General features: G+C 37.9%; 14 protein-coding genes. 6 read left to right on the top strand and 8 right to left on the bottom strand.

Annotated features, from left to right (window positions below; translation table 11 throughout):
- The first annotated feature begins 1 nt into the window (after position 1).
- Both NMK93_RS19365 and NMK93_RS19370 read left to right on the top strand, forming a co-directional pair.
- On the top strand, positions 2–400 hold the full coding sequence (locus NMK93_RS19365) for a hypothetical protein (RefSeq protein ID WP_185212119.1): 399 nt from the start codon (positions 2–4) through the stop codon (positions 398–400).
- A gap of 203 nt (positions 401–603) precedes the next feature.
- Positions 604–1,230, top strand: a complete 627-nt coding sequence (locus NMK93_RS19370; protein ID WP_254526794.1) for a hypothetical protein — start codon at positions 604–606, stop codon at positions 1,228–1,230.
- Positions 1,231–1,306: 76 nt separating this feature from the next.
- Here NMK93_RS19370 and NMK93_RS19375 read toward each other — a convergent pair whose 3' ends face one another.
- Complete coding sequence (locus tag NMK93_RS19375; RefSeq protein ID WP_254526792.1) at positions 1,307–4,840, bottom strand: SIR2 family protein; 3,534 nt, start codon at positions 4,838–4,840, stop codon at positions 1,307–1,309.
- Between the two features lie 1,142 nt (positions 4,841–5,982).
- On the opposite strand from NMK93_RS19375, the gene NMK93_RS19380 reads away from it, so the two are divergent.
- Complete coding sequence (locus NMK93_RS19380) at positions 5,983–8,355, top strand: AAA family ATPase (RefSeq protein WP_254526791.1); 2,373 nt, start codon at positions 5,983–5,985, stop codon at positions 8,353–8,355.
- A 242-nt stretch (positions 8,356–8,597) separates the two neighbouring features.
- Here NMK93_RS19380 and NMK93_RS19385 read toward each other — a convergent pair whose 3' ends face one another.
- From NMK93_RS19385 to NMK93_RS19400, 4 genes are all read right to left on the bottom strand, one after another.
- Complete coding sequence (locus NMK93_RS19385; protein WP_254526789.1) at positions 8,598–9,233, bottom strand: HD domain-containing protein; 636 nt, start codon at positions 9,231–9,233, stop codon at positions 8,598–8,600.
- A 73-nt stretch (positions 9,234–9,306) separates the two neighbouring features.
- Positions 9,307–10,677, bottom strand: a complete 1,371-nt coding sequence (locus NMK93_RS19390; RefSeq protein ID WP_254526788.1) for a Gfo/Idh/MocA family protein — start codon at positions 10,675–10,677, stop codon at positions 9,307–9,309.
- A 21-nt stretch (positions 10,678–10,698) separates the two neighbouring features.
- Positions 10,699–11,370 carry a DUF1080 domain-containing protein gene (locus tag NMK93_RS19395; RefSeq protein ID WP_254526787.1) on the bottom strand — a complete coding sequence of 224 codons (672 nt, stop codon included), beginning with the start codon at positions 11,368–11,370 and terminating at the stop codon, positions 10,699–10,701.
- Positions 11,371–12,171: 801 nt separating this feature from the next.
- Positions 12,172–13,734: a calcineurin-like phosphoesterase C-terminal domain-containing protein gene (locus NMK93_RS19400; protein WP_254526784.1), complete on the bottom strand. Its 1,563-nt coding sequence runs from the start codon at positions 13,732–13,734 to the stop codon at positions 12,172–12,174.
- A gap of 713 nt (positions 13,735–14,447) precedes the next feature.
- Between NMK93_RS19400 and NMK93_RS19405 the strand changes: the two genes are divergently transcribed.
- Positions 14,448–14,630, top strand: a complete 183-nt coding sequence (locus tag NMK93_RS19405) for a hypothetical protein (protein WP_185212709.1) — start codon at positions 14,448–14,450, stop codon at positions 14,628–14,630.
- Positions 14,631–14,709: 79 nt separating this feature from the next.
- Here NMK93_RS19405 and NMK93_RS19410 read toward each other — a convergent pair whose 3' ends face one another.
- Positions 14,710–17,892, bottom strand: a complete 3,183-nt coding sequence (locus NMK93_RS19410) for a S41 family peptidase (RefSeq protein ID WP_254526782.1) — start codon at positions 17,890–17,892, stop codon at positions 14,710–14,712.
- Positions 17,893–18,118: 226 nt separating this feature from the next.
- Here NMK93_RS19410 and NMK93_RS19415 point away from each other — a divergent pair, with 226 nt between their 5' ends.
- Positions 18,119–19,300: an MFS transporter gene (locus NMK93_RS19415; RefSeq protein WP_185212711.1), complete on the top strand. Its 1,182-nt coding sequence runs from the start codon at positions 18,119–18,121 to the stop codon at positions 19,298–19,300.
- Positions 19,301–19,304: 4 nt separating this feature from the next.
- Here NMK93_RS19415 and NMK93_RS19420 read toward each other — a convergent pair whose 3' ends face one another.
- Positions 19,305–20,246 carry a glycoside hydrolase family 43 protein gene (locus NMK93_RS19420; protein WP_254526780.1) on the bottom strand — a complete coding sequence of 314 codons (942 nt, stop codon included), beginning with the start codon at positions 20,244–20,246 and terminating at the stop codon, positions 19,305–19,307.
- 203 nt (positions 20,247–20,449) lie between these two features.
- On the opposite strand from NMK93_RS19420, the gene NMK93_RS19425 reads away from it, so the two are divergent.
- On the top strand, positions 20,450–21,523 hold the full coding sequence (locus tag NMK93_RS19425; RefSeq protein WP_254526779.1) for a leucine-rich repeat domain-containing protein: 1,074 nt from the start codon (positions 20,450–20,452) through the stop codon (positions 21,521–21,523).
- A 145-nt stretch (positions 21,524–21,668) separates the two neighbouring features.
- Here NMK93_RS19425 and NMK93_RS19430 read toward each other — a convergent pair whose 3' ends face one another.
- Positions 21,669–23,645 (bottom strand): histidine kinase, encoded by a 1,977-nt coding sequence (locus NMK93_RS19430; protein WP_254526778.1) that lies wholly within the window; start codon positions 23,643–23,645, stop codon positions 21,669–21,671.
- Positions 23,646–23,659: the final 14 nt, after the last annotated feature.

Here is a 23,659-nt window from a genome sequence, read left to right on the forward strand (position 1 = left end):
TATGGGTTTTTTTGACAATTTTTTCAAAGGTGACCAATTGAGTCATTATCAACAAGAGTTAGCAGAGCGATTAAATAAGATTATGCTAGTAACTTTCGAATGGGAACAAAAAGGAGAAAGTTTTAAAAGTAATGATTTAATTGAATTAGGGAATGTTATTAGGAATAATTTTGAACCATCTTTAGATTTATACATTAAATGTAAAAAATTAGGTGCTCATAGAAATTTTACATTTAAAAATAGGTCTCTTCCAATACCACCATATCCATTAGATTTTATTGTTTTTAACACTCTGCATACAACTTTGAATATTGCAAGTGAGATTGCTTCTAGGAATAGTAATTTTCCTGAATTGATTCATCCTAGTTCAATTCAAAAATTCATGAAACAAGTTTATTAGCAATCTTTTATCAATTGAAAGGATTATGAGGTGAATAATAATTTAAGGTTTGTTGATGTTTTACTCACGCTTATAACCAGGTTTACTGCCTAATCTTAACTTAATTAAGTTCTAGCTGTATAATTACAGGGGAATATGTTAAATAACAGATTGATTATAATCTCAGTCAATCTGTTATTGTTTTTTTTAATTGAACTATCAATATGGATACTATAGATTTTGATTTCAAAACATCTGGTTATGAATTAACAGGTGAGCCAGAAGATGAATTTTTATACAATGGAAAATCCTATGGTTGTATAGCAGGGTGTCCTGCAATTAAAATACCAGAGGATAAACCCGTGGAATTCAAAAATTCAATGGTTTATATCGATTCTGCATACCATGCACCATATACATGTAAATGGAAAATTGAAAATGGCAAACTCTATTTAATAGGGCTTAACGGCACAATTGTAAATTCTTGTTCAGATAAACCAAATGATATTGATGATTATAAATCAATTGACCTAAATTATTTGTATCCAGAGCATAAGGAAGTTTTTGTGGATTGGTATTCTGGAAAGATCAGCTTAGTATCGGGCTTCTATGAGATTATCAGATATAGTAAGGATGGAAAACGAGTATTCCCTAAGGTTCTTCAGTTAAGCTTTGAAAGTGGAAAATTAATAAAGGAAGAAATGGAATATACTGCTGTACCAATTCGAGATAAAATATTTGAATTTATGAAGATCCTAAGTGTACCACTGGTTTTAATTTTTATGATTATATATCTCCCTTTTGATTGGCTTTATGGAAAATTAAAGATTATTATAATAAAATACCTTTGAATAATGTTTTTGAATTTAAGTATGAATATTTATTTATAATAATTTTCAATTTTCCTAATTTATTTTTCCAAACCAACTAAGCATTAATTAAATTCTTTTCTTTAAACCTTTTCTCCCATACTTCGTTATGTTTATTTACAAAGGTTTCTAATCTATCATCTGAGTAAAAGTCATATGAAAAAATATAATCATTATGACTGTTTTTGTTTAAATTACTAAATAAATGATATTGATATTGATAAAAGTATTTTTTGCTTAAATCCAATCCTTCACTTAAATATTTTAAATATTCCATATTTTCTGAATTTTTTAAAAAAATACAATAAAAGTATAGTGCTTCTAAATAATAGTATTTAATGTGGAATAAATTTTTTAATGCGCTTTTGTAAAGTTTATTCTTCTCCTCTTCTGACCCTGAAATTGAAGCTAACATTAAATCCTTCAAGCCTCTTGTATAAGGATTGGTTACAACAAGTTTTTTAATAGCATTTTTATCTAATTCAATAACTTTTGAGAGGGTATAAGTAGATTGCATAATTTCCAAATGTTGTTCAAGAAATAATGAATCAATATAATCAGTTAGGCTTTTTATATCCAATTGATTAAACATTAGTTCGTATTCAAAATAGTAAAATCCATCTCTTTTTCTAGAAATAATGGTTGGAATACCTAAATAGAAAAAACTGGAGTCTGAATAGTGAGAATAATTTTCATTTTTAATAAATGCCTTAATTAAACTTAAAGTGTATCCCTCCATATCATGTATATTTGCAATAATATCTTTATAATTCTCTTCAATCAAATCTTCATCTTTATTATTTCTAGATTCTAATTCGTTGGGATTGTAATAATTACATAATTCGGAATATGAATTCTCGAATTCCTCAAAATAATAAATCTTTGCAAGTTTTATCACTTCAATTAATGTTCCTGCATAAGGCAAATCACTAAAGTAGTCTTGAATAGAATCAATTTTGTGGTAGAATTCTTTGATTTGTCTATCATTAACAATAAATTGTTGAATTTCATCGATATAATTAAGTAAATATTTTTTTCCTGGAACTGGTCCGTTTTCCTCTAAAGGAATATTAGGTATATATGTAAATACATTTAACATGTTGTTTTTAAAATGATTATAAATTTTTAATGCTTCTGAGGTGCTTTTTCTTTTTTCAATAAACCTAAGGACATCTAGTAAATAACAATTAAATAAATATGCATCCATACAATATTTTTGTTTCGTCTCCTTCGATCTTTTAGAAAATTGATATTCTGCAAATCTTCTAATAATTGGCTGAAGTTGTAATGTGCCATTATAATCTTCTACAAGGGATTTATCTCTTAAGACTCTTAACTCTTTATCACTAATATTATTAGTTGAATTACTTTTCTCAAAGCACTTTTTAAAATTTGTCAAACTGATTCCGTCAGGAAAAATACTTAAAAGTTCAAATGCAATCTTTTCTTTAGCATTTAAGGTTGCATAGGAATAGTTTATTGATTGGTAAATAGATTTTGTTCTTTCGATATTTAAATCTTCTTTATTTTTAAATACTAAGGTGAAATCTTCATTCAAAGATTCAAAAAAATGCTCCTTAATTTGAACACTGAGCTCCTCAATATGTTTAAATCTTGTTCTTGATTTTGTTACTAATTTTATTGCTAGTGGATTATTATTTAATAAATCCTCTAAAATTTCAGTTCGTAAAATTCTAATTTCTTCTTCACTAATAATTTTTCCGTAATCACGTTCAAATAAAGATAGAGCATCATCTGTTGATAATGGGGCTAAAGAATATAGGTCTTCAAAATCATCTAATTTTGAAATTTTTTCTCTTGAAGTAATTACAATGTTTGCAAAATCAGTAACAAATTTTAATAAATCAATACTTTGATCATATGCTTTATCTTGTAAAGAATTTGCAACAGTTTCAAAATTGTCTAAAATAACAAGAGAATCAATCTTTCTTGAACTATAATTTTCTATTAAATATTCTTTAAAATTTATTATGTTTCTTAAATTGAAAGCTTCAATAATCAATTCTTCAAAATCTTCAAAACTTTTTATATTTTCACAAGAATTAAACGAAACCCCTTCTTTAAAATAGCCCCTATTGTACATTTCATAAGCAACTTTTTTGATAAGAGTGGTTTTTCCAGTTCCACCTGAAGCTTTAATATTTAAAACTTTATTACTTCTTTTTATTCCTTGTATTTTTGAGATAATTGAAGATTGTTCTTCGATTCTACCAATGATATTTTTTAACGATTTTTCTCCAATGTCTAAAACTCTATTTGCTGAATAAATCGATGATTTTTTAGAATTTCCTTTGTTGAATTCTAAAATCGATAGAAACGATAAACCTATGGTTATATGTTCGTCTGATGTGAAGTCCAAATTTTTACTCCTTAAACCTTTGAAAATAAACCGTTTTATTACAGATCTTTTATATGTCGATATATTAATCGTATTGAAACCAGGAACTAAATCAATTTTATCATTTGTAATAAATATTATGGGAATTCTATCATTTGGAACATGATAACAAATTTCTTCTGATGATATTAAATCACTTTTTTGATTGTCATCCTCTATATAAAGTTTGTCTTTAAAAACTTTAGTAATGATGATTAAAATATCATAGTCATCAATTGATTCTAATGTTCTTGCATCTAAAAAGCCTGTATGGAGCTCAATATCTAATTCTTCTAAGCAATTTTCAATTGAATATATCTCTGGATCAAAAATTATATCTAAGGGCTCTGGTCTTAATAAAGCGATTTTTGGTTTTTTTACTATTTCACTTGATAATTTGTTAATGGGAGAGTTCTTCTGCTGGTTTTTTATTTCTAAACATTTATCAAAAAAGGAGTCGATATCATTGTCGTAATCCATAATTGGAATAGCTGTTAGATATTTATATTTCTCAAATTCATGTTCATCTTTAGTTAAAACAAAATGACGGTTGTTATTCTGAAAAACATTATCAAGATTGGAAAATATATAATTAATATCGGGGTCATTAAAACTAAATCCAACAAATATTATAGTTTTATCAATAAAAATTGCCTTTAGTTTTTCTTTAATTGAAGAATCTGAGTCGTAAATCTTTAAATAATCTTTACTAAAAATCAAACAATTATCTGGCTCTGTATAGCAACCATGAATTTTAAAAATATAAGGTTTTTCTGATTGGCTAATATTGCTAATATTAAAATCAGATGTACTTTTAGCTGGTATAATGCTATTTAATGAAGCTTGTTCAAATGCATTATCATAGTTTGTTGTTATTATTGAACCGGTAAGGTTTAAGATTTTCTTATGTAATGTTAAATTTTCCTGTATATCAATATTGAAATTTTTTTGTATATATGATCGAACTATTTTATGCTCACCTTGGATTTTGTCTAAAACTTCTATAGGTTTTAATAACCCACTCTCTAAAACCGGTATCAAATCACTGAATGTTTTGTTATCAATTTCATTTATTACATTCTTTACCAAATCCTTCCATGAAGGAAGAGCAAATTTTGCTGATAGACCAGATCCAGCAAAAATTACAAGTTTATTTTTACTAATTGCATTTTGAATCTGAGAAGGTATGTTCATATTTTACACTAAATTTTTGGTTAATATAAATTTGGTTGGTAATAAGGCATTCCACTCACCATTATAGGGGAATAAGATACGCCAAACCAAGATATAAATAAATTGTGTACTTACACAATCTATTTATATTGCTTCGCAGTTTGTCATACTTATTTCTTCTATAATGATTCGTTTCATAAAAGTTTCTTTGTCTTTTAACTAGGTATTGCATACCTGGTTAAAATCCAACAACTTTTCGAGTTTGGCTCGCCTGCTGATCACTCAGGCTTCGATGTTGTCACTATTTTTGATATTCCCATCGCACAATCCGTTCTCAAAAATACCGCCAACAGTCTTCGTATACTTCGTATATATCGTTGAATCATGCTTGCGCATTTCTCTTCAACGACCTTCGTTCAACTCGCAGTCGGCGAGCTTATGAGGTTACAAAAAATCTAATGGGGTACTTACATAAATATTTTGTATCTGAAACAACACCTATTCTATAAATAGGAAATACAATTTTTGATCTGTAAATTGTACTAAATGAAAGGAGGTAAATTAAAAACAAATTGCGAGAACAACAGCGAGAACAGGAGGCTTTTTAAAGCTATTTAAACACAGATTTATTAACAAATTTAAAATTTACCGAACAAGCAATATTTGAAACTAAAAATTTGATAATCAGTAATATATTAGAAAGAAATAATGGAAATAAATGTCGATTAAGAGTCTGTTGCTCTACCAACTGAGCTACGAAGTCTTTTGATGAATCAAAGGTACAAGTCATCACAAAAAAATCAAATAAATTCTATAGTTTTTTGAACTTTTCTGACATTCTACACATTTTCCCTCCTTAAATGCTTAACAGTAATTTTTGATGTTTCTTGCGAGGCAAATTCTGGACTTGCAAATTCTCAAAGGGGAGTCAATTGAAAATTTTAATGTCCGGCTTCGTTTATATTTTAACTTTTGCTAGAACTGAAAGAATTTGATTTTGATGTTTGCAATCACTTGATTGTTTGAAATATATTGCGGTATAGTTTGAAGGATTAAATGAATTATTAATTTCATCCCTCAAACTTAATAATTTTACCTTGTTAAGTCTCTAAAATATAGATATTTTTGAGACTATTGATCAGGGAACCATTATTGACTATAATATGAAACTAAAACACATCTCAGATTATTTATCCATCAAAAAGTTTAATGATATAGAAATAAGTGATTTTACTGTTATTACAGGGATTAACGGTGCTGGAAAATCTCATTTCTTAAACGCAATTGATAAAGGAAATATTACGATTGAAGGTATAGATTCAGAAAATATAATCTTATATAATTATAATGATTTTAATGTTTATAACATTGATTTAAATTATAGAGATTCCCAAACATCAAGTATAAAACAAAGACAACAAGCTTATATAGATAAATCAAATTCATCAAATGTAAAATTCCAAGAAAAAAGAAATAATATAATAAGTTCTTTCAAAGTTAACAGAAATTACGGTTCTATATATTTAGATGAAGATTTGATTTATAATATGCAAAATTTAGGTCTTCTTGATTGGTCAGATGAAGATAAAGATTATTATCTAACTTTTGATATGAATAATCCAGATACTTCAAAAGTTGATTATTATAAATTTGTAAATTTTCAATCTCTAATTTCAAGGTATGAAGTACATAATATTGAGGATTTAGATAAATTTATTGAATTCTTTAAAGATACAACTTCAAAAGTACAAGCACTTACTATAATTAGAAATTATGGCTATAGTAAGGAATTAAAATCTCTTAATGAAACTAAATTTCAAGAAGTATTTGACGTTATTAGATTAACTCCTCCATTTGATTTCGGGGATGTAGAAATTAGAAATAAATACCCTCATTTCATTTTAGATATTATTTATTATTTAAGGGATTCAACACAATTTTTTAATAGTATTAATCCAACACAATTTGTTAAGGATTTAAAAGAAGTTTATAAGGAAGTTGAAGAATATTATAAATCTCAATTAGATGAATATACATTAAAACAAATTCAAAGTGTTAATGGAGATAATGTACTTGATTCCATATCATTTGATAATGGTTTTTTTAATTTACATGATATTGCCCAGGAAGAGAAAAGCTTTCAACTCATTATAAAACAAAATGATATAAACAAATTTCTTAAATCTGAAGGTCAATATGTTCATACATTTACTAATGAGGAATTGAAAGATAATTTTGGAGAATCACCAATTAAAATTTTAAATGATATTTTAAATGAATATGATGTAAATGGTTATGAATTTAGAAATTCTGAATTACATTTAGATATCCACAATGGCATGCTAAACCAAAATATCCATGTGTATTTATTTAATAAGACTGAAAATTTTCAAACTCATTTAGACGCCCTTTCTTCAGGGGAAAAAACACTGCTCGCTTTAGCTTTCTCTGTATATAAATTAACAAAAAAGAAAGTTATTGCAAAGGTCTTATTGTTGGACGAATTAGATTCTGCCTTGCATCCTTCAATGTCAAAAAGGTTGATTAATGTTTTACATAATTATTTTCATAAAGTACTTGGTATTAAAATCATTATCTCAAGTCATTCACCTTCTACAATAGCGTTTTCACCTGATGATAGTTTATATATTATAAAAAAAGGAGATTCAGAAAAATTATTACATCATGTAAGTAAAGATGAGGCATTAAAAGAATTAACAATTGGAGTTCCTTCTTTCAGTATTAATTATGAAAATAGAAAACAAGTATTTGTTGAAAGCAAATATGATGTCGAATATTATAGTGCTATCAATGATATTTTTAAAGACTATTTAAACAAGGAAATTTCACTGAACTTTATTGCTTCTGGCGATGTCCAAAAAGATAAAAATGGTCAACCAAAATCAAACTGTGATGTTGTAAAAGAGATAGCAAAAACCTTAAGAAAAGCAGGTAATAATTCCATTTATGGTATTATTGATTGGGATTTAGCTAAATCAAAAGATGAAAATTCATATATCATTACCCTTGGTTATAATTCTAGATATAGTATAGAAAATTATATTTTTGATCCATTATTTGTAGGAGTTTTTCTTTTGAAAGAAAAAATAATAAAACCTGATTATTTTGGTTTTGACGATAAATTTAGTCTTCAATCTCTTCTTAATTTAACAAAGGATCAATGTCAAACTATTATTAATAAAATATGTGAAAGAATCAAAGATGAAATTACGCAAGAAAAGATAATAAGTGTCATTAATGACAGTTATCCGGGAACAATTATGGATACTAATTTTTCAGAATTAAATTCATATAAGACTATTCATGGGCTTGAATTACAAATTCCATATTTTATTAAAGTATTACAAGGACATAAATTAGAAGAATATTTAACAGAAATTTTCCCGAAATTTAAAGCATATTCTAAAGGAAGAGAAGATTTATTAAAAAAGGAATTTATCAAAATTGTGATGGAAGATTTTATTAACTATACTCCTTCAGATTTATTAGATGTGCTTTTAGAAGCTCAAAAATAGATTAAATAGTTTGGTTATAAGGAATTCCTCTCCCACAGTCCTTTTTCAAAAACACCTCATACAATCTTCGTATCATAGTATATATCATTGAATCACGCCTTTTAATTTCATTCATCCTAAATAAGTCTAATCAAACTACATGATCTTGTTCAATATCAGCATTCATTTCGAAGGCCATTGAACCGATCTACTTAAGTAAAAATCTCATCCATTAAAATAAATCAATTCCGAATCCACTTCCCTTACGAAAATTGAGAAATCGCTCTGATCTTAATCTCTGAAACATCCAAACCAGCTCCCCTAAGCTTTTCTTCTGCTTCCTGCTCGATTAAGTCTTTCAACATCGCAAAGGTTTCATCAAACTGCACATGCTTACCTATTACAAATGACAGATCATATTCAATCTCTTCCCAAGTAGTAATATCGGCATGATTATGTTGAAGTTGAACTTCTAGCTTATCTATTGCATTGGCCACTTTTGCTTCAAAGGTCTCTTTCTCCTCGAATTCATAGAACAAATGGTATATCTCTTCACCATTGCTAGCAGCTAGTTTTTTACGGAGATTATTGATGGCTAATTCCTCTTTGTGTTGCTTTATTTTTCTGATTTCAGGATTACGGATTTGGTCGAGCACAGAGACATCACCAGCTTCAGCTTCCACTAGATCATGGATTATGATCATTTTCAATAAACGAGCCATATCGACCTGTTGATCCAACAATGGTTCAAGCAAAACCGCCATTAAGGACATGCGCCAAGTATGCTCGGCAACACTCTCTTGTCTACCATTAGACAACCAGCTGTGCCTAAGTTCAAACTTTAACTTTTCTGCTAACTTCAGGACTTCCAAAATTGCAACCAATTGCTCTTTTTTCATATTGTTTGTTGTTTCATTAAATTTAATAAATCAAGACGAAACAAAAAACAACTTTTCTGAGGCAATAATTCCCCTACCCAAAACCTTTCACTTCCCAACCTTTCCTATATTTCCTCTTCAAAAACTTATCCGCTTCCGGAGCATTTGGGAATTTCAAATTCACTGCATCCCATTCCAAGACCTTTCCAGGCACTCTTATCGCTACGGTACCCAATAATATCGCTTCGGTCATCGGACCGGTCTGCGCAAAATGGGATTCCGTTTTCCCCTTTTTCAGACAGGCATCCACATAATGGTGATAATGATTTCTTTCTTCCAACTTAGGGTACTGATGGTCCTTAAACTTGCTCTGCGGCAATAATACCGGTGTTCCGCCATGCGGAATCAACAGGGCCCCTTCCGTACCGACCAACATTGCGGCCTCTTCGGGGTACTTCTCGCCATTATTGAAAAGCGCCTGAACCTCCTTTGGAGGGTAGAACTCACCATCAAACCATTCCAATGGCAGCACTCCTGCGGCTGTTTTCTCATTTCCCGGAAATTGCCAGCTGATATGGTTCCCTTGGGACCAAGTATCTGCCCTGCGTTCAGAGGAATCCTTCCAAGACTCCTGCACTTCGGCGACTACGGAAAGCGGAGCTTTCAAGTCCAAACCTTTCCAGACCGCATCGAAGATATGGCAACCAATATCTCCGGACCAACCTGTTCCGAAATCCTGCCAGGTACGCCAGATTCCAGGATGATAGATGCTCGGCGCAAAAGGGCGCATAGGAGCTGTTCCAATCCACTTATCCCAGTCCAAGGTCGCTGGAACATCATAGGTTTCCTTTGGCCTTGGTCCTTCCAAGCGATAGCCCGCGATCCCCGAACGGTTGGAACATAAATAGGCATGTTTCACCTTTCCGATCAGACCTTCCTTGATCCATTGCACTGCCGTCCGATCGCCGATGGATGAAGCAATCTGTGTCCCTAATTGAGTAACCACTCCTGCCTTTACGGCATGCTTGGTCAGAACCCTGACCTCAGCAACATCATGGCACATCGGCTTTTGGCAATACACATGCTTGCCTGCATCGATGGCGGCCATGGCAATGATAAAATGGTTATGGTCAGGAACCGTTACGTTCACCGAGTCGATGTTCTTTTTCTCCTTTTCGAGCATTTCTCGCCAATCGGTATATAATCTCGCACCGGGAATCTGCTGTCCCGCCTGCTTCAGGTGGTTTTCATCCACATCACATAGGGCAACGATCTCAATATCGGGGTGCGATTTAAACTGCTGCAGGTCATGCCCGCCCATTCCGCCAACGCCAATACAGGCATGTCTCAGTTTCTTGGCAGGAGCATTTGCAAAAGCTTGATCTAGGAAAAATGGTGCAGAGACCGCAACACCCGCCACGGTACGGATAAAATTCCTTCTGGAAGTTAGGTTCTTGTTGTTCATAATTAGAGGCTTAGCTGTTGGTTAGTTTGGAAGTACTTTCACCCGGATATTCTTGAACATGGCCTTGCTTCCCGGATCATGTCCCTGCAGGGCAAAGGTTCCGTGCGAGATAAACTGACCACGTTCAGCATCCTGTTTTAGGTTTGGCTCCACATATTCATATAGCAATTGCCCATTGATCAGGATCCTTACCGTTTTGCCCTTTACGATGATATGTTGGGTGTACCATTGATTGTCCACTGCCGGGGCCTTATCCACATTTACCACATTGTAAAGGCTACCAGACTTCTTCCAATCCGTATGGGTCAGGTTTACCTGTACCTCATGACCTACAGCTGGAAAGCCTTTTTCCTGAAAGTCAGTATGGAAATAGATCCCCGAATTGGAATTCGGGAAAGTCATGACATCGATCTTCAGTTCGAAATTCTTGAAGTCATGGTTATTGACATCCCCATCATAGAATAAGTGCGACACATTACCGTTCACCACAATGGCACCATCTTTCACAGAAAAAGTCTCGGGGTTCTCATTCACCCTCCAGCCGTTCAGGGTCTTCCCGTCAAACAGCGAAATCCAACCTTCATCCTTCTCAGCCGGCGTCTGCGCAGCAGCAGAACCAACACCAAAACATCCAAAAAAACACAGCAAAATCAATGCACAGCATTGATTGGCACTAAATCTCAATATGTTCATATACAATAAATTTTAATTCTTAGGTCTATAAGATAATGCGACGCAAGCCTTTAGCTATCAGGTTTATAGACCCTAATATAAAAAATTAATGAACAGATTGTATATACATGTAGGGTTATTAATTGTAAAAATTGTGGTATAAGGGGGGTATGGGGGTTTGAACCACCCTCCCTGTCATCCTCTATCTTCGGTAGAGGAACTGTACGCTAATATAGACATGGCATCAACATTTGTTTTTTGATTTCCGACTAACCTATAATTAATGCTTTTGTGCCACAGTAGGATTTTCCAAAATGGACTCGGAAAAATGCCAATCTTTCCAATCAAAAACATCATGGATTCCATTGGCGCACTTTCCTGAACCTTCGGTCCAGGATGACAAGAGCCAAGGGAGAAGAAACGTACAGATTCTTCACGAATTGTTCAGAATAAATAATATAAAGGATTCCATTGGCGTACAGTTCCTGAACCTGCGGTCCAGGATGACAAGACCTGAGGGAGAAGAAACGTACGGATTCTTCACTAATTGTTCAGAATCAAAATGCACAAAAGCGGTATTCTTGCTTGTTGCAAAAATTCCGCTTTTGTTATTTTCTTAAAATATTGAATTTATCCTCTGCGGGTAGATCTTGGCCTATCCTCCCATCCCATTAATCCTGGTTCAAAACCCAGATCTTGGCCCATCCTCTCATCCTCGTTGGGCGAGCGGAGTCGAGCCCCATCCTGGTTCAAATCCCCTCACGCTCCCCGTGAAACATTTTTCACAAAAACCTACACCACAGATATTTACATCAAAACCGCTTACTCAACGACCTCAATTTCTTTCTTCGCTGCATGTGTTCTACCGAACATATCTACGGCTTCCACTTCGATGGTATGTTTACCAGCTTTAAGCTTTGGAAGCTTCAATTTCCAAAGGTGGGCTGACTGAACCGGATCGCTAGGTCTTCTGCCGGCAACCAAGGTATTGGCTCCATCATAAGCCAACAGTTCCTTCATATATGCGGGGTCTTCACCTTGAACCCTGTCCATCACGATCCAGTCTGCATTGTCGATCCTATAACGGACCTGATCATTTGCTGAACCTAAGAAGAAGTTGGCATATACATTATAGCGACCTGCATATTTCGCCTTTACCACTGCCGGGCCAAAAAGACCGATGGTATAGCTGTCATCTTTTCCCACAATCTTATAGTCGAATTTATATTGATTTCCATCTACAGATAGGATGGCATACCCTTTAGGCGTACCGTCACGCATGGTCGAAGCGGGGATACCCTGTTCATTTGGAAGACCAGAGTACCAGTCGCCAGAGGTCGTTCCCACATTGTATTCATGGTAAGGTTTGCTACCTGACCAGCCGTGCTCAGTCGTTAAGAAGTTTTGTTGTTGATAATGCGTGTGAGCAGATAGTCCCAAGGTATTCGGGTAGTCCTTTAGGATATCGAAAAGTTGTTTTCTATCTTCCGGACGGAATGATTTGGCATTCTCCGGAAACAATGGGATATGATAAGCAAGGACGATCAGTTTATCCTTAGGGACAAACTTCAGGTCATTGGCTACGAAATCGATCTGATCTTGTCTCAACCCGCCTTGGTATCCTTTTCCTGTTTCTGGATGCGGATAAATAATATCGTCTAGCACGATAAAGTGTGCATTGCCCACATTGAAGGAGTAATTTGCCGGTCCAAAGGATTTCTCAAAACCTTCATCCGCATACTTATCTTCCTTCACATCATAGTTCATATCGTGGTTACCCATCACATTGAACCATGGTAAGCCCATCTGACCGATCGTCTGTTTATAGCTTGGGTGCAAGGTTAGGTCATCACCTACCAAGTCGCCAAGGCTGATCCCAAAAAGAGGACCTTTTCTGGTCTTTGCTTCATTTACCACGCCATTTTTGAAGAACTCCATTTCTTCAGCTGTATAGGCTTGAGGATCGCCAAATACGAAAGCCGTAAAGTTCGCCGGTTCTTCCTTCACCTTTAAGGCAAAGTCTATTGACTTTGGAAGCGGACCGGTTGCCGTTACGCCAGGGTATTTCAAAGCTGGGGCACCGTTTGGTTTATGGATATAATAGAACTTAGGCTGATTGTCGGCATCTACTGGCAATTCATAACCAGAAGGTTTGATCACAAAGATGATGTTGTCGTTATCAACTGGGATCTGATATTTACCGTTCTTGTCCGTTTGTACGACTTCCTTGCCATTACTGACACTTACCCCTGCTAAGCCAGCCTCTTTTTTGTCCAGACGACCGTTTGCATTTGCATCAATAAAGACAGTTCCCTTTGCCATGTCCTGACCGAAAGCTGTTCCTGTCAATAAACATGCTAGCAAAGACCAATATAATTTTTTCATGTGTTTATGGTTGTTTGTCCCAAACATAGGGTATGTAATTAAATAAAAGGTTAAGCCACTGTTAAGTTAATCTTATATTAAAATTCCTCTGTTATTTTCTAAAATACGGAATTATCACCTATTCTGAACTTGGTCTTATTCGGGACATATTCCGAATTTTCGCAATATGTCCCGAATATGGGTCGAACAAGACTAAGCGCACATGGTCAAATTTTTTTCGAATTTTTTATGCTGACGAAGAAAAATTGAAGATGTATTTAATGTTAATAAATGGTATATCCCAAGAATTCAAGCTGGCTATGTCGGGAAGATCCATGCATGAACAGCATCGACAGCGGAGTTATGCACTACGCCTAACCCACAACAAAAAAGGCTGCCTGATCAACAGGCAACCTTCTCAAACAAATATAAATTACAACCTACAAAACGCTTACAGTTTGCTGCAACTGAAGCTGTATGTTTCTCTTTTACTTCAATTTTGAAGTTTTGTCTTTTTCATTCTGGGAGAGTTTTATCGCAAACGTGGTCAAAACCAATGGAATAAGGATTCTCGTTCTTTAAATATTTTAATAATTGCACAAATGTAACCCAGTAATATTTAGAGAATATTAACGAATTATTACCTATTAATTAATATTTGTTCGTTAATGTGGTTTTTTAGCCTTTAACCTCTGGAATTCTGAGATATTTTTCCGATATTAAAATTAACGGATATGAAAAACAACAGACTTGGATTATTGCTGAATTTGGTACTGGCATCCTTTAGCTTCTATATCCTCCTTGATTCTTTGGATAAGGAGATATGGCGGATAATCTGCGCCGGGACTGGCTTCATGGTCTTTGCTACCTTGACCATTCTCCTCATCAGGCAGAATAGGCAACTAAAAAACACCTAATCCAAGCCAAGGATACTAAACTACAAAAGCCCTGAACTCAAGTTTGAATTCAGGGCTTTTGTAGTTTATGTAGATTCGATTAGTTCAGGTCCTTTAAGATTTCCTGTACTGCTCTTTCCAGTTGCGGGTCTTTATCCGCAACGCGATCCGCTACGGTATTCTTGATGGCGATATCCGGAGCGACACCGGTCAGTTCCAGATCCTGTCCGTCCAGGGTATAACATCCCCACGACGGCAAGCGGTAGAACGAACCATCGACCAAACCCTTACCTGAGGTAAAGATGATCCACCTATAGGTTTCCGTACCGATGATCTTACCCAACTTGAGCGCTTTGAAACCTGCTGCAGTCATTTCCGCATCCGAAAGGGACTGTTCATTGATCAATAGCACGATTGGCTTTCCTGCCGGTGCAAAATTACTCTGCGGAGATAACTTACCGCCACGATATTGCCATTTTAGATAAGGTCGTTGGGAAAGGAACCTAAGCACCTCGTCATGCACATTACCACCGGTATTATAGCGAAGGTCAAGGATAACAGCATCCTTGTTGTTTTCCTGCTCTGCCATATCGATCAAAAAGGATTGCAGTTCATCCCCGCTCATGTTCTTCATGTGCGAATAGGCAATCCTATTCTTGCTCAACTGATCCACTTTATTTCTATTTCCCTTGATCCACTCATCGTACAATAGGTCCTTGAAAGCAGCATTGCTCTGCGGACGGATATTGATGATCTCTTCCTTACCTCCACGGTTTACGGTCAATTGTACTTCATTGGCAAGTGATGGCCAGGTAAAATAGGAGTCGCGGTCACGCGATTTATCGATCTTGTTTCCGTTTACCGCAACCAGGACATCCCCAACCTTCAGGTTGACATCTTTCTTGGAAGCAGGGCCCTTGGCAACGATATGCGCGATCTTATAGGGATCCTTGGCGTCATAGGTGACCCCGAGTTCGTTCGTGATGAAATTATATTGCTTCCGCTCGTCGGTACCAAAGGTACTGAAGCCCATGTGCGAGGAGTTCAGTTCACCCAGCATATCGTTCAGTAGGATTCGAAGGTCCATACGGTTGTTGATGCCCGAAAGGTAGTTTCCATATTTCTTTTTCATCCCTTCCCAGTCAATGCCATGGAACTTCTCGTCATAGTAGTTCTCTTCCACATTGGCCCAGGTTTCATAGAACATCTGCTTGAATTCCTTGTCCAGATCACGGTTGAACTTGAAATTGATATCTACATTTTCAAGCTTGTTCTGGTCAATATTGTATTTCTGTATGTTACCATTGCTGATGGCAAAGAATTTACCATCCACTTCCTGAAGGGCTTGCAGACCACCGTCCAATACCTTTTCGGTTTTGCTGTTGGTAAAAGGTTCAAAGGTAATGCGGTAAGTTGCCCATTTGCCCTCATGGTTGGATTGGTAGAATAGGTATGTTTTATCCCCTTTTGCAAACAAAATAGGGTTGTATTGGGTACCAGCCTGCGGACTGACTTGGGTTATCCGGTCAGAAAGGCCTTGTACGTCAATGCTTACGATAACCTTTTTATCATCTTTCTTTTCCTCCTTTGCGGCTGGTTTTGCTTTGCTGTCCTTGCTTTTCTTTTCGTTTTTGGTCGCTGTGCTATCTTTCTTTACCGTCTCCTTTTCGGTTTCCTTGAACATTTCGTCGAATTTGCTGATGCGGTAGGGTTCATCATAATTCTCAAGGGCCATCCGGTAGAGACTGGCATTTTCCATTCCCGTTGGATAGGATGGTTTGGTTCGGTTGCTGGAGAAGTAGATATATTTACCATCAGGCGACCATGCCGGTGAAGCTTCCGTTACGCCGGTATTCGTTAGGTTCAGCGTTTTCTTATCTGCGAGATTGTACACGAAGATATCCTGTTCAAAATTGCGGATGGCCGTAAAGAGCACATACTTTCCATCAGGAGAGAAAGACGGGGAAGAGTTCTGGAAGGCCCAGATCTCGTCTTTGACGATGGTTTCACTCTTCAGGGACCCCAAGTCCAATAAACGGACTTCATCGCGTCCACTCAGGTAAACCGCCTTGGTATTCTCTTTATTGAAGTTAATATCACGGTTGTTCCTGTTGTCCTGGGTCAGTTGCTTTGCTTCGCCTTTCCCATCTGCTGAGCGGGAATACCAATTGAGATAGCCGTTCAGGGTCTGGTTGTAGACCAAGGTTTTATTGTCCTTCAGCCACATGACCTCAGAAATCCGTTCGCCTTGGCTAGGCATCTGCCGTATAAACTTGCCATCCACATCCGAGACAAACAGTTCGCCCCTCGACACAAAGGCCATTTTCTCTCCGTCGGGAGAGACATCAAAATTGCTGATATTGCTCTTGACATCAAATTCCTTGGACTTGCCCAATACCTGGTTTCGGCTCAGGCTAATGGCGGGTTGCGTGGTTTTCTTGCTGGCCACGTCATAGACAAATAGCTGATATCCTTTTTCAAAGACTACCGCAGCACCATTCGCCGCAACCTGCGGGCTACGGATAGACTCAGGAAACTGGGTCAGGCCTTGTTTTTGCCCATTGCTTATACTGTAAAGATTGTATTCGTCATTACCTTCATCGGAGGCAAAGAAGATCGTGCCTTTGCTGTCCACGGTTGGCCAAAGGTCCTTGCCTTCATAGGTCGTGTACTCCTTATAGGCTTTTGTTTTAGGGTTGTAACCCTTGATATCGGGGTTAAATGCGCCCTTATATCGCTTTCTATTGGCTGCGCTATAGCTTTCCCAAGAGTCGGTAAAAAGCAATTCTCCGCTTGGTGTCTCCACCATATTATGGATATAGTTGAAGAAATGTGGGAAGATACGCTCTGCGGTACCACCATCCTTGCTTACCTTATAGCTGCTGAGGCGGTTCTCGCGTCCAGAGGTAAAATATAGCTGTTTACTGTCCCAGCTCCAGGAATCGACCTCATCGCTAGCTTCGTGGAAGGTAATCTGTTTGATGTTTCCACCGGCCATCGGCATGATGTAGACATCCATATTCCCATTTTGGTTGGAAGAGAAGGCCAGCCATTGCCCATCTGGAGAGATCCTTGGCATGACTTCATTGCCCTCCATTGCCGTTAGGCGCAGAGCCGGTCCGCCAGCTGTTGCTACTTTCCATAGATCGCCCTCAAAACTGAAGACAATGGTTTGGGCATCGGGACTGAGGGTAGGATTGGACAAAAAGGTCGGTTGAACCTGAGCCTTCAATTGCATGGATCCCCCTAACAACAAGGCTAGTGACAGTAGTGTTTTATTCATAAATTGGGTCAATTTTGAATTGATTCAAAACAAATGTACAATTCAATTTCAGTAATATTAAAACCTGAACTTGGAATTTGCGGATTTCAACGAAACCATGAAAAGGAACAGAATGAAAACTGGTTATAACGGCAAGATTAATAAATAGTTAGAATTGTGTATTTTTTACACTTATCTATACTACTTATCTGAAAAATGTGCTATTTTTGTTACAAATTTATCAACGATGACATCATTAGGTGAGGCAGGCAACCATGTCTCTCAATCCATGAAAAGCAGGATCCGGTGGGCGGTAGCCTTATTTTACTTTGGTCAAGGTTTGGGCTTTGCGAGTTGGGCAAGCCGTATCCCGACCATCAAAACAGCATTGGGGCTGTCTGAAGCCCAGTTGGGAACCATCTTATTGATGTTACCGATTGGCCAATTGCTGACCATGCCTATTTCGGCAGCCTTGGTCAACAAATACGGTAGCCATAAAATATTGCCTTGGGCGGCATTCCTCTATGCTTTGGTATTGTTGTTCATCGCTTTTTCAACAAACGCCTGGTTTTTGGGTGCTGCACTTTTCCTTTTTGGGGTAACGGGCAACATCTGTAATATCTCCGTCAATACCCAAGGCGTATTGGCCGAGGAGCTTTACGGAAGGTCCATTATGTCATCCTTCCATGGGGCTTGGTCCTTGGCGGGATTCACCGGTGCATTGATCGGTTTGTTGACCTTGAACTTCAATATCAACACCTATGGCCATTTCATCGGGGTTATCGTCCTTTTGACCATCAATATCCTGTTGAACAAACAGTTTTTGGTTCCGGAAGTCAGTACCGAGAAGAAGGAAAAAGAAAAGACCAAGTTTAAACCGGATGCATTGATCGTACAACTGGGTATCATAGGTTTCTTCAGTATGGCAACGGAAGGCGCCATGTTTGATTGGAGCGGAGTGTACTTCAGTGATGTTGTACATGCCCCAGAGAACTTAGTGATATTGGGATATGCCTCCTTTATGATCATGATGGCAACCGGCCGTTTTATCGGAGATGCCATCATCAGCAAAATTGGTAGACAAAGGACCCTACAGATCAGTGGAATCCTGATGTTTGTGGGGATGTTGTCTTCTGTTGTGTTTCCGAACCTTTGGGTCTGTACACTGGCCTTTATGCTGGTCGGATTAGGCGTTGCCTGCAATGTGCCTACGGTTTACAGCGTAACTGGCAAGCATAAGACCATTCCTGCCGGTGTGGCCTTGGCCATGGTTTCCAGTATCTCCTATCTCGGGTTCTTAATGGGCCCTCCGTTGATCGGATATGTAGCCGAGATATTCAATCTACGATATTCATTTGCCCTGTTTTCTATGTTCGGCTTCTTGATGTTCATCATGACCAGCCGACTGAAAATCTTTAGGGAGCAATAAAGGCTTAAGGCTTTACAGCCTTAAGCTTGTCCAATTCTTTTCTTGAAATCTTTAGTATGGTGCCATGTCTCAGGTCTTTTGGCAATTCCAATTGATCGCTGATATCGGTCCAGGTCTTGAGGTCCTTTGATTTGATCAGGCCAAAATGATTGTCCATGTACCGGTCGAAATAAACATAGTATTCCCCGTTTATTTTGGCTACGGTGGGTCCTTCGGCCCAATAATCTCCGGTGATCTTCTCGCTGGCATCGCTGTAAGGACCCTCTAAGCTATCTGCAAAAGCAAGTTTTAGGTTTTTCTCCGCCTTAGGTTCGCGGGTTTCATCCTTGATGACCATCATCCAGTTGGTTCCATTTTTCAGGATTGTGGCATCGATCGAGTTGAAACCTGGATCATAGAGCAGCATGGTTTCCGAGAATGTCTTGAAATCCTTTGTCAGGGTATAGTACATCCGATGGTTATAGCCATTATCTGCCTCTACCTGTGTTTCGGGAAACTCTCCGGTAATGGTGGAAGCCCAATATATCATGTACTGTTTGCTTTCTGGATCATAGGTGACTTCAGGCGCCCAGGAATTCCTGGTATTCTCTTCATGTTCCATCACGGGAATATATTGCTGCTCAGACCAATTGATCAAGTCTTTTGAGCTGGCATGTCCTATACCTTTCTGGGTCCAGCTAACGGTCCAGACCATGTGATAGAGCCCATCGCCACCCTTTATGATACAAGGGTCGCGCATCAATTTATCGGGGCTCAGCTTCGGTGTGAGAAAAGAGGCATCGTTTTTTAAGGCGGTCCATTTCAGGGCATCCTCACTGTACGCGAGATGAAGGCCATCTTCCCCATTTCCCTTAAAATAAGAAAACACATAGGCTGAGTCCTGCTGGGCCGAAGCCGTCAATGCAAAACATAGGGTTGCCAAAATGGAAATTAGTTTATTGTACATGGTTTAGGTTTTGTGATAACTCAAATATAATGAAAATAGGGATTTCCACAAGGTTTAACCCCTGCATCAAGGAAATATCGCTCCACTCGTGACCAATTAATTTTTGTCATGAATAGAAAAATTTCAATATATTTAAGAAACAGGCTTTGCTATATAAAGAGTAATTGCAAGCTGCAGGATTCACATTTAACCGCATCTACCGCATGGAAAAATACCTGAAAAAGATAGTCGAAGAGAAGGATACGATCAAGAAAATTAATTTATCTGAGAAATGGCTGGAAGACGTTCCAGAGGTGCTAAAGGAATGTAAGTTGGTTGAGGAGATTAAACTGACCGGAAACAATATCTACGAAATTCCTGACTGGCTATTTCAGCTTCCCCATTTAAAGAAACTGGATATTTCCCTGAATGACATGGAGACCTTGCCGGCCAATATTACTAAGGCGCAGCACCTGGAATTCCTTGCTTTTGATTCACCGATCAAGAAGGCCTTGCCGAAAGAACTCGCCCAATTGAAAAAGCTCAAGAAATTGGTGATCCATGAACAGATCTATGGTTTCCCGGAGGAGTTCTTTGAGCTTACTTCCCTAGAGGAAATTGAATTTTATACCCCAAAGTTAACCAGTATCCCCGACAGCTTTTCGAAGTTGGTGAACTTAAAATCCTTTACATTGACGCAGCTCCTGTTTGAAGGAAAGGCTAAGCCAATTGATTTTGAAGCTGTAATCGAGGTCCTTTCTACCCTTCCAAAACTGGAGAACTTGAGCTTTTCGCTAAGTGGAATGTTAAGCATTCCTGAAAATATCAATAAACTACAAGGGCTAAAGGAACTGAACCTAAGTGGTAATGGCATTAAGGTCCTTCCTAAGGCGCTTTTTGAGTTGAGTGGCATAAGACTGTTGGATCTAGGACAGAACGGAATCAAGACCATCCCAGCCGATATAAAAAACCTGAACCAGTTAAGGACCCTTAAAATAAATTCGAATTTCAATCCTCCGATCGATCTCCAAAACCTGTTCAATAGCATCAAGGAGCTCGCTAACCTACAGGACCTGCAGTTATGGAGCTGCCAGACCAGTATTAAGCTTCCTGAAAACATTGCCGAATGGACTTCCTTAAGAGAGCTGGATATTGACAACAACAAGGTAAAGCACCTTCCGGAATCCATGCAGCAGATGACCTGGCTGAAAAAGTTACGCATCAGTACCAATCCTATTCCGGAGGAGGAGAAAGTGAATCTTGTTAAGGCTTTGAAGGGCACAAAGGTGATTGTGTAGTGAGGGGGGGTGGGTTTTGAACCAGGATGGAATGGATGAGAGGATGGGCCATGATCGTGGCGTGGGAAAAATAAAATAACCCTAGAATGGTATTACGCAGTGTAAGGGCGTATTGAATACGCCCGCAATATCGTAAATGTAGCTTTTACACCGTCAGTTCAATATTCACTATGGTTCCTTCTTCTGGCATAACATCATAATCCAAACTTCCTTTCATGATGTCGACACGGTTCTGAATATTGTTGAGGCCCATTCCATTGGAGGCTTTTGCTCTTGAAAGGTCGAATCCTTTGCCGTTATCTTCAACGGTGATCAAGATCTGCTCGTCATTCTGGATGCATTGGACCAAGATATAGTTGGCATCTGCATGACGAAGGGCATTGCTCAGAAGCTCTTGGATAATCCGATAGATATTGACCTGATAATGCTGGTTTAAGTTGGGGTCTAAGCCTTCGGTTTGCAGCTCTATTTCGGTCTTACTGCTGGAAAGGGCACTGCAGAGGTCCGTTAAGGCAACATCCAGCCCACTTCGCAGGAGATTGGACGGCATCATATTGTGGGCAATTCGACGCAGTTCTATTATGGATCGGTCAAGCTGATCGACGGAACTGTCTATTTCAGGTTCCTGGAAGTTGTTCTGCACGGCAGATAGCTTCATCTTGATGCCAGAGAGTGCGCCTCCAAGGCCATCATGCAGGTCCTGGGCGATCCTTTGCCGTTCCTTGTCCTCCCCTTCCAAGAAGGCTTTTGTTACTTGCAATTCCCTTTGTTGCTCCAGTTCCTTGAACTTGAATTCATTGGCTCTTTTCTGGTTTTTCAGGATATTGTTCAGGTATAGGAAGGCCAACAAGAGCACCGCAGCACCGACTGCAAGGAGCAGCACCCAAAGCCTCTGGTTCTTCTGTACCAGCTCGGCAGCCTGTTTCTCTGCCTGTAACTGGGAAATCTGCTTGGCCTTTTCTGCTGACTGATATTTGTTTTCCATATCCAGCATATCCTTTTTGTAATCTGCGGCATGCAAGCTATCATTTACCGTGATGTATTTTTGGGACCATTCATAGGCCTCCTTCATGTTTCCGGTATTGGCATAGGTCTCGGCCAAGAGGTTGGCATAGGAATTACGGTCACTAGGCAACAGGGTTGTACTTTTCAGCAGGTCCTGCATCACATCGATGGCTTCCGCATTCCTGCCTATCTTACGCAATAGGTTGAACTTGGCAAATTTCGAACGGTTGATGTAGAAGTTCTCAGGACCGGAGCCTTGAAAAGCAATGGCCTTGTCAAAACTGTTGATCGCCTGTACATATTTACCCATCTTTTCATAATAAACCCCTTCGGGGAAATAATAGAACAGGAAAACATTGGATTCAGGATAGTCCTTCAATACTGCATAGGCGGCATCCAAATAGGCTTTGCTGGAATGCAGGTCATTCAGGTATAGGTTGTTTTCAGCAAGCAAGATGGTTACTTCCAATATGCCCTCCAACTTCGTGATCTCACTTTCGGCAGGAGCTTCCTTGAAGAGTGCAAGTGCATTTTTGAGGTAGTCATTTCCGCGTACCCGTTCAGTCGCGTTTAAAAGACTGGTGGCCACGAATTTATTGGCATTGGCAATGCTGAATTTATCTTTGGATTCCTTGGCATAGGGAAGCGCATGGTTAATGTAGGACTCTAGACCGCCTTTCTCGTTCCCTTTTAGCTGGCTGAGGACGCCACGCATGATCCATAGGCCGCTCAAGGTCTTCTTGGCTTCTGGATCCTGTATGTCTTTAAGCAGGCTGTCGCTACGGTTAAGGTTGTTTTCAATCTTGCTCATGTCCTCTAGACCGATACCAAACAGGGCTTCGTTGTAACTGGCTATCCCTTCTAGGAGGTTATTTCCTTGTGCATACTTTACCCCCTGTTCCAGACGCTGCTTGGCAAGGTCCATGTTCCTATACTTCTTGTACATATAGGATAGCCGGAAAGCCGTCATCGCTTTGGCACTATCCGTCTTGGCATCCAGGAGTCTCTTTTCTAATGTTTTCAGGTATTCATGGTCTTCATCAATCCGGATAACCAATTGTGAAAAAGCAGATAGGGTCAGGCAGCATAATAGGCAAAGGGAAATAATATACTTCATAGTCAAGGTTGAGA

It is taken from the genome of Sphingobacterium sp. LZ7M1, from assembly GCF_024296865.1.
Classification (GTDB): domain Bacteria; phylum Bacteroidota; class Bacteroidia; order Sphingobacteriales; family Sphingobacteriaceae; genus Sphingobacterium.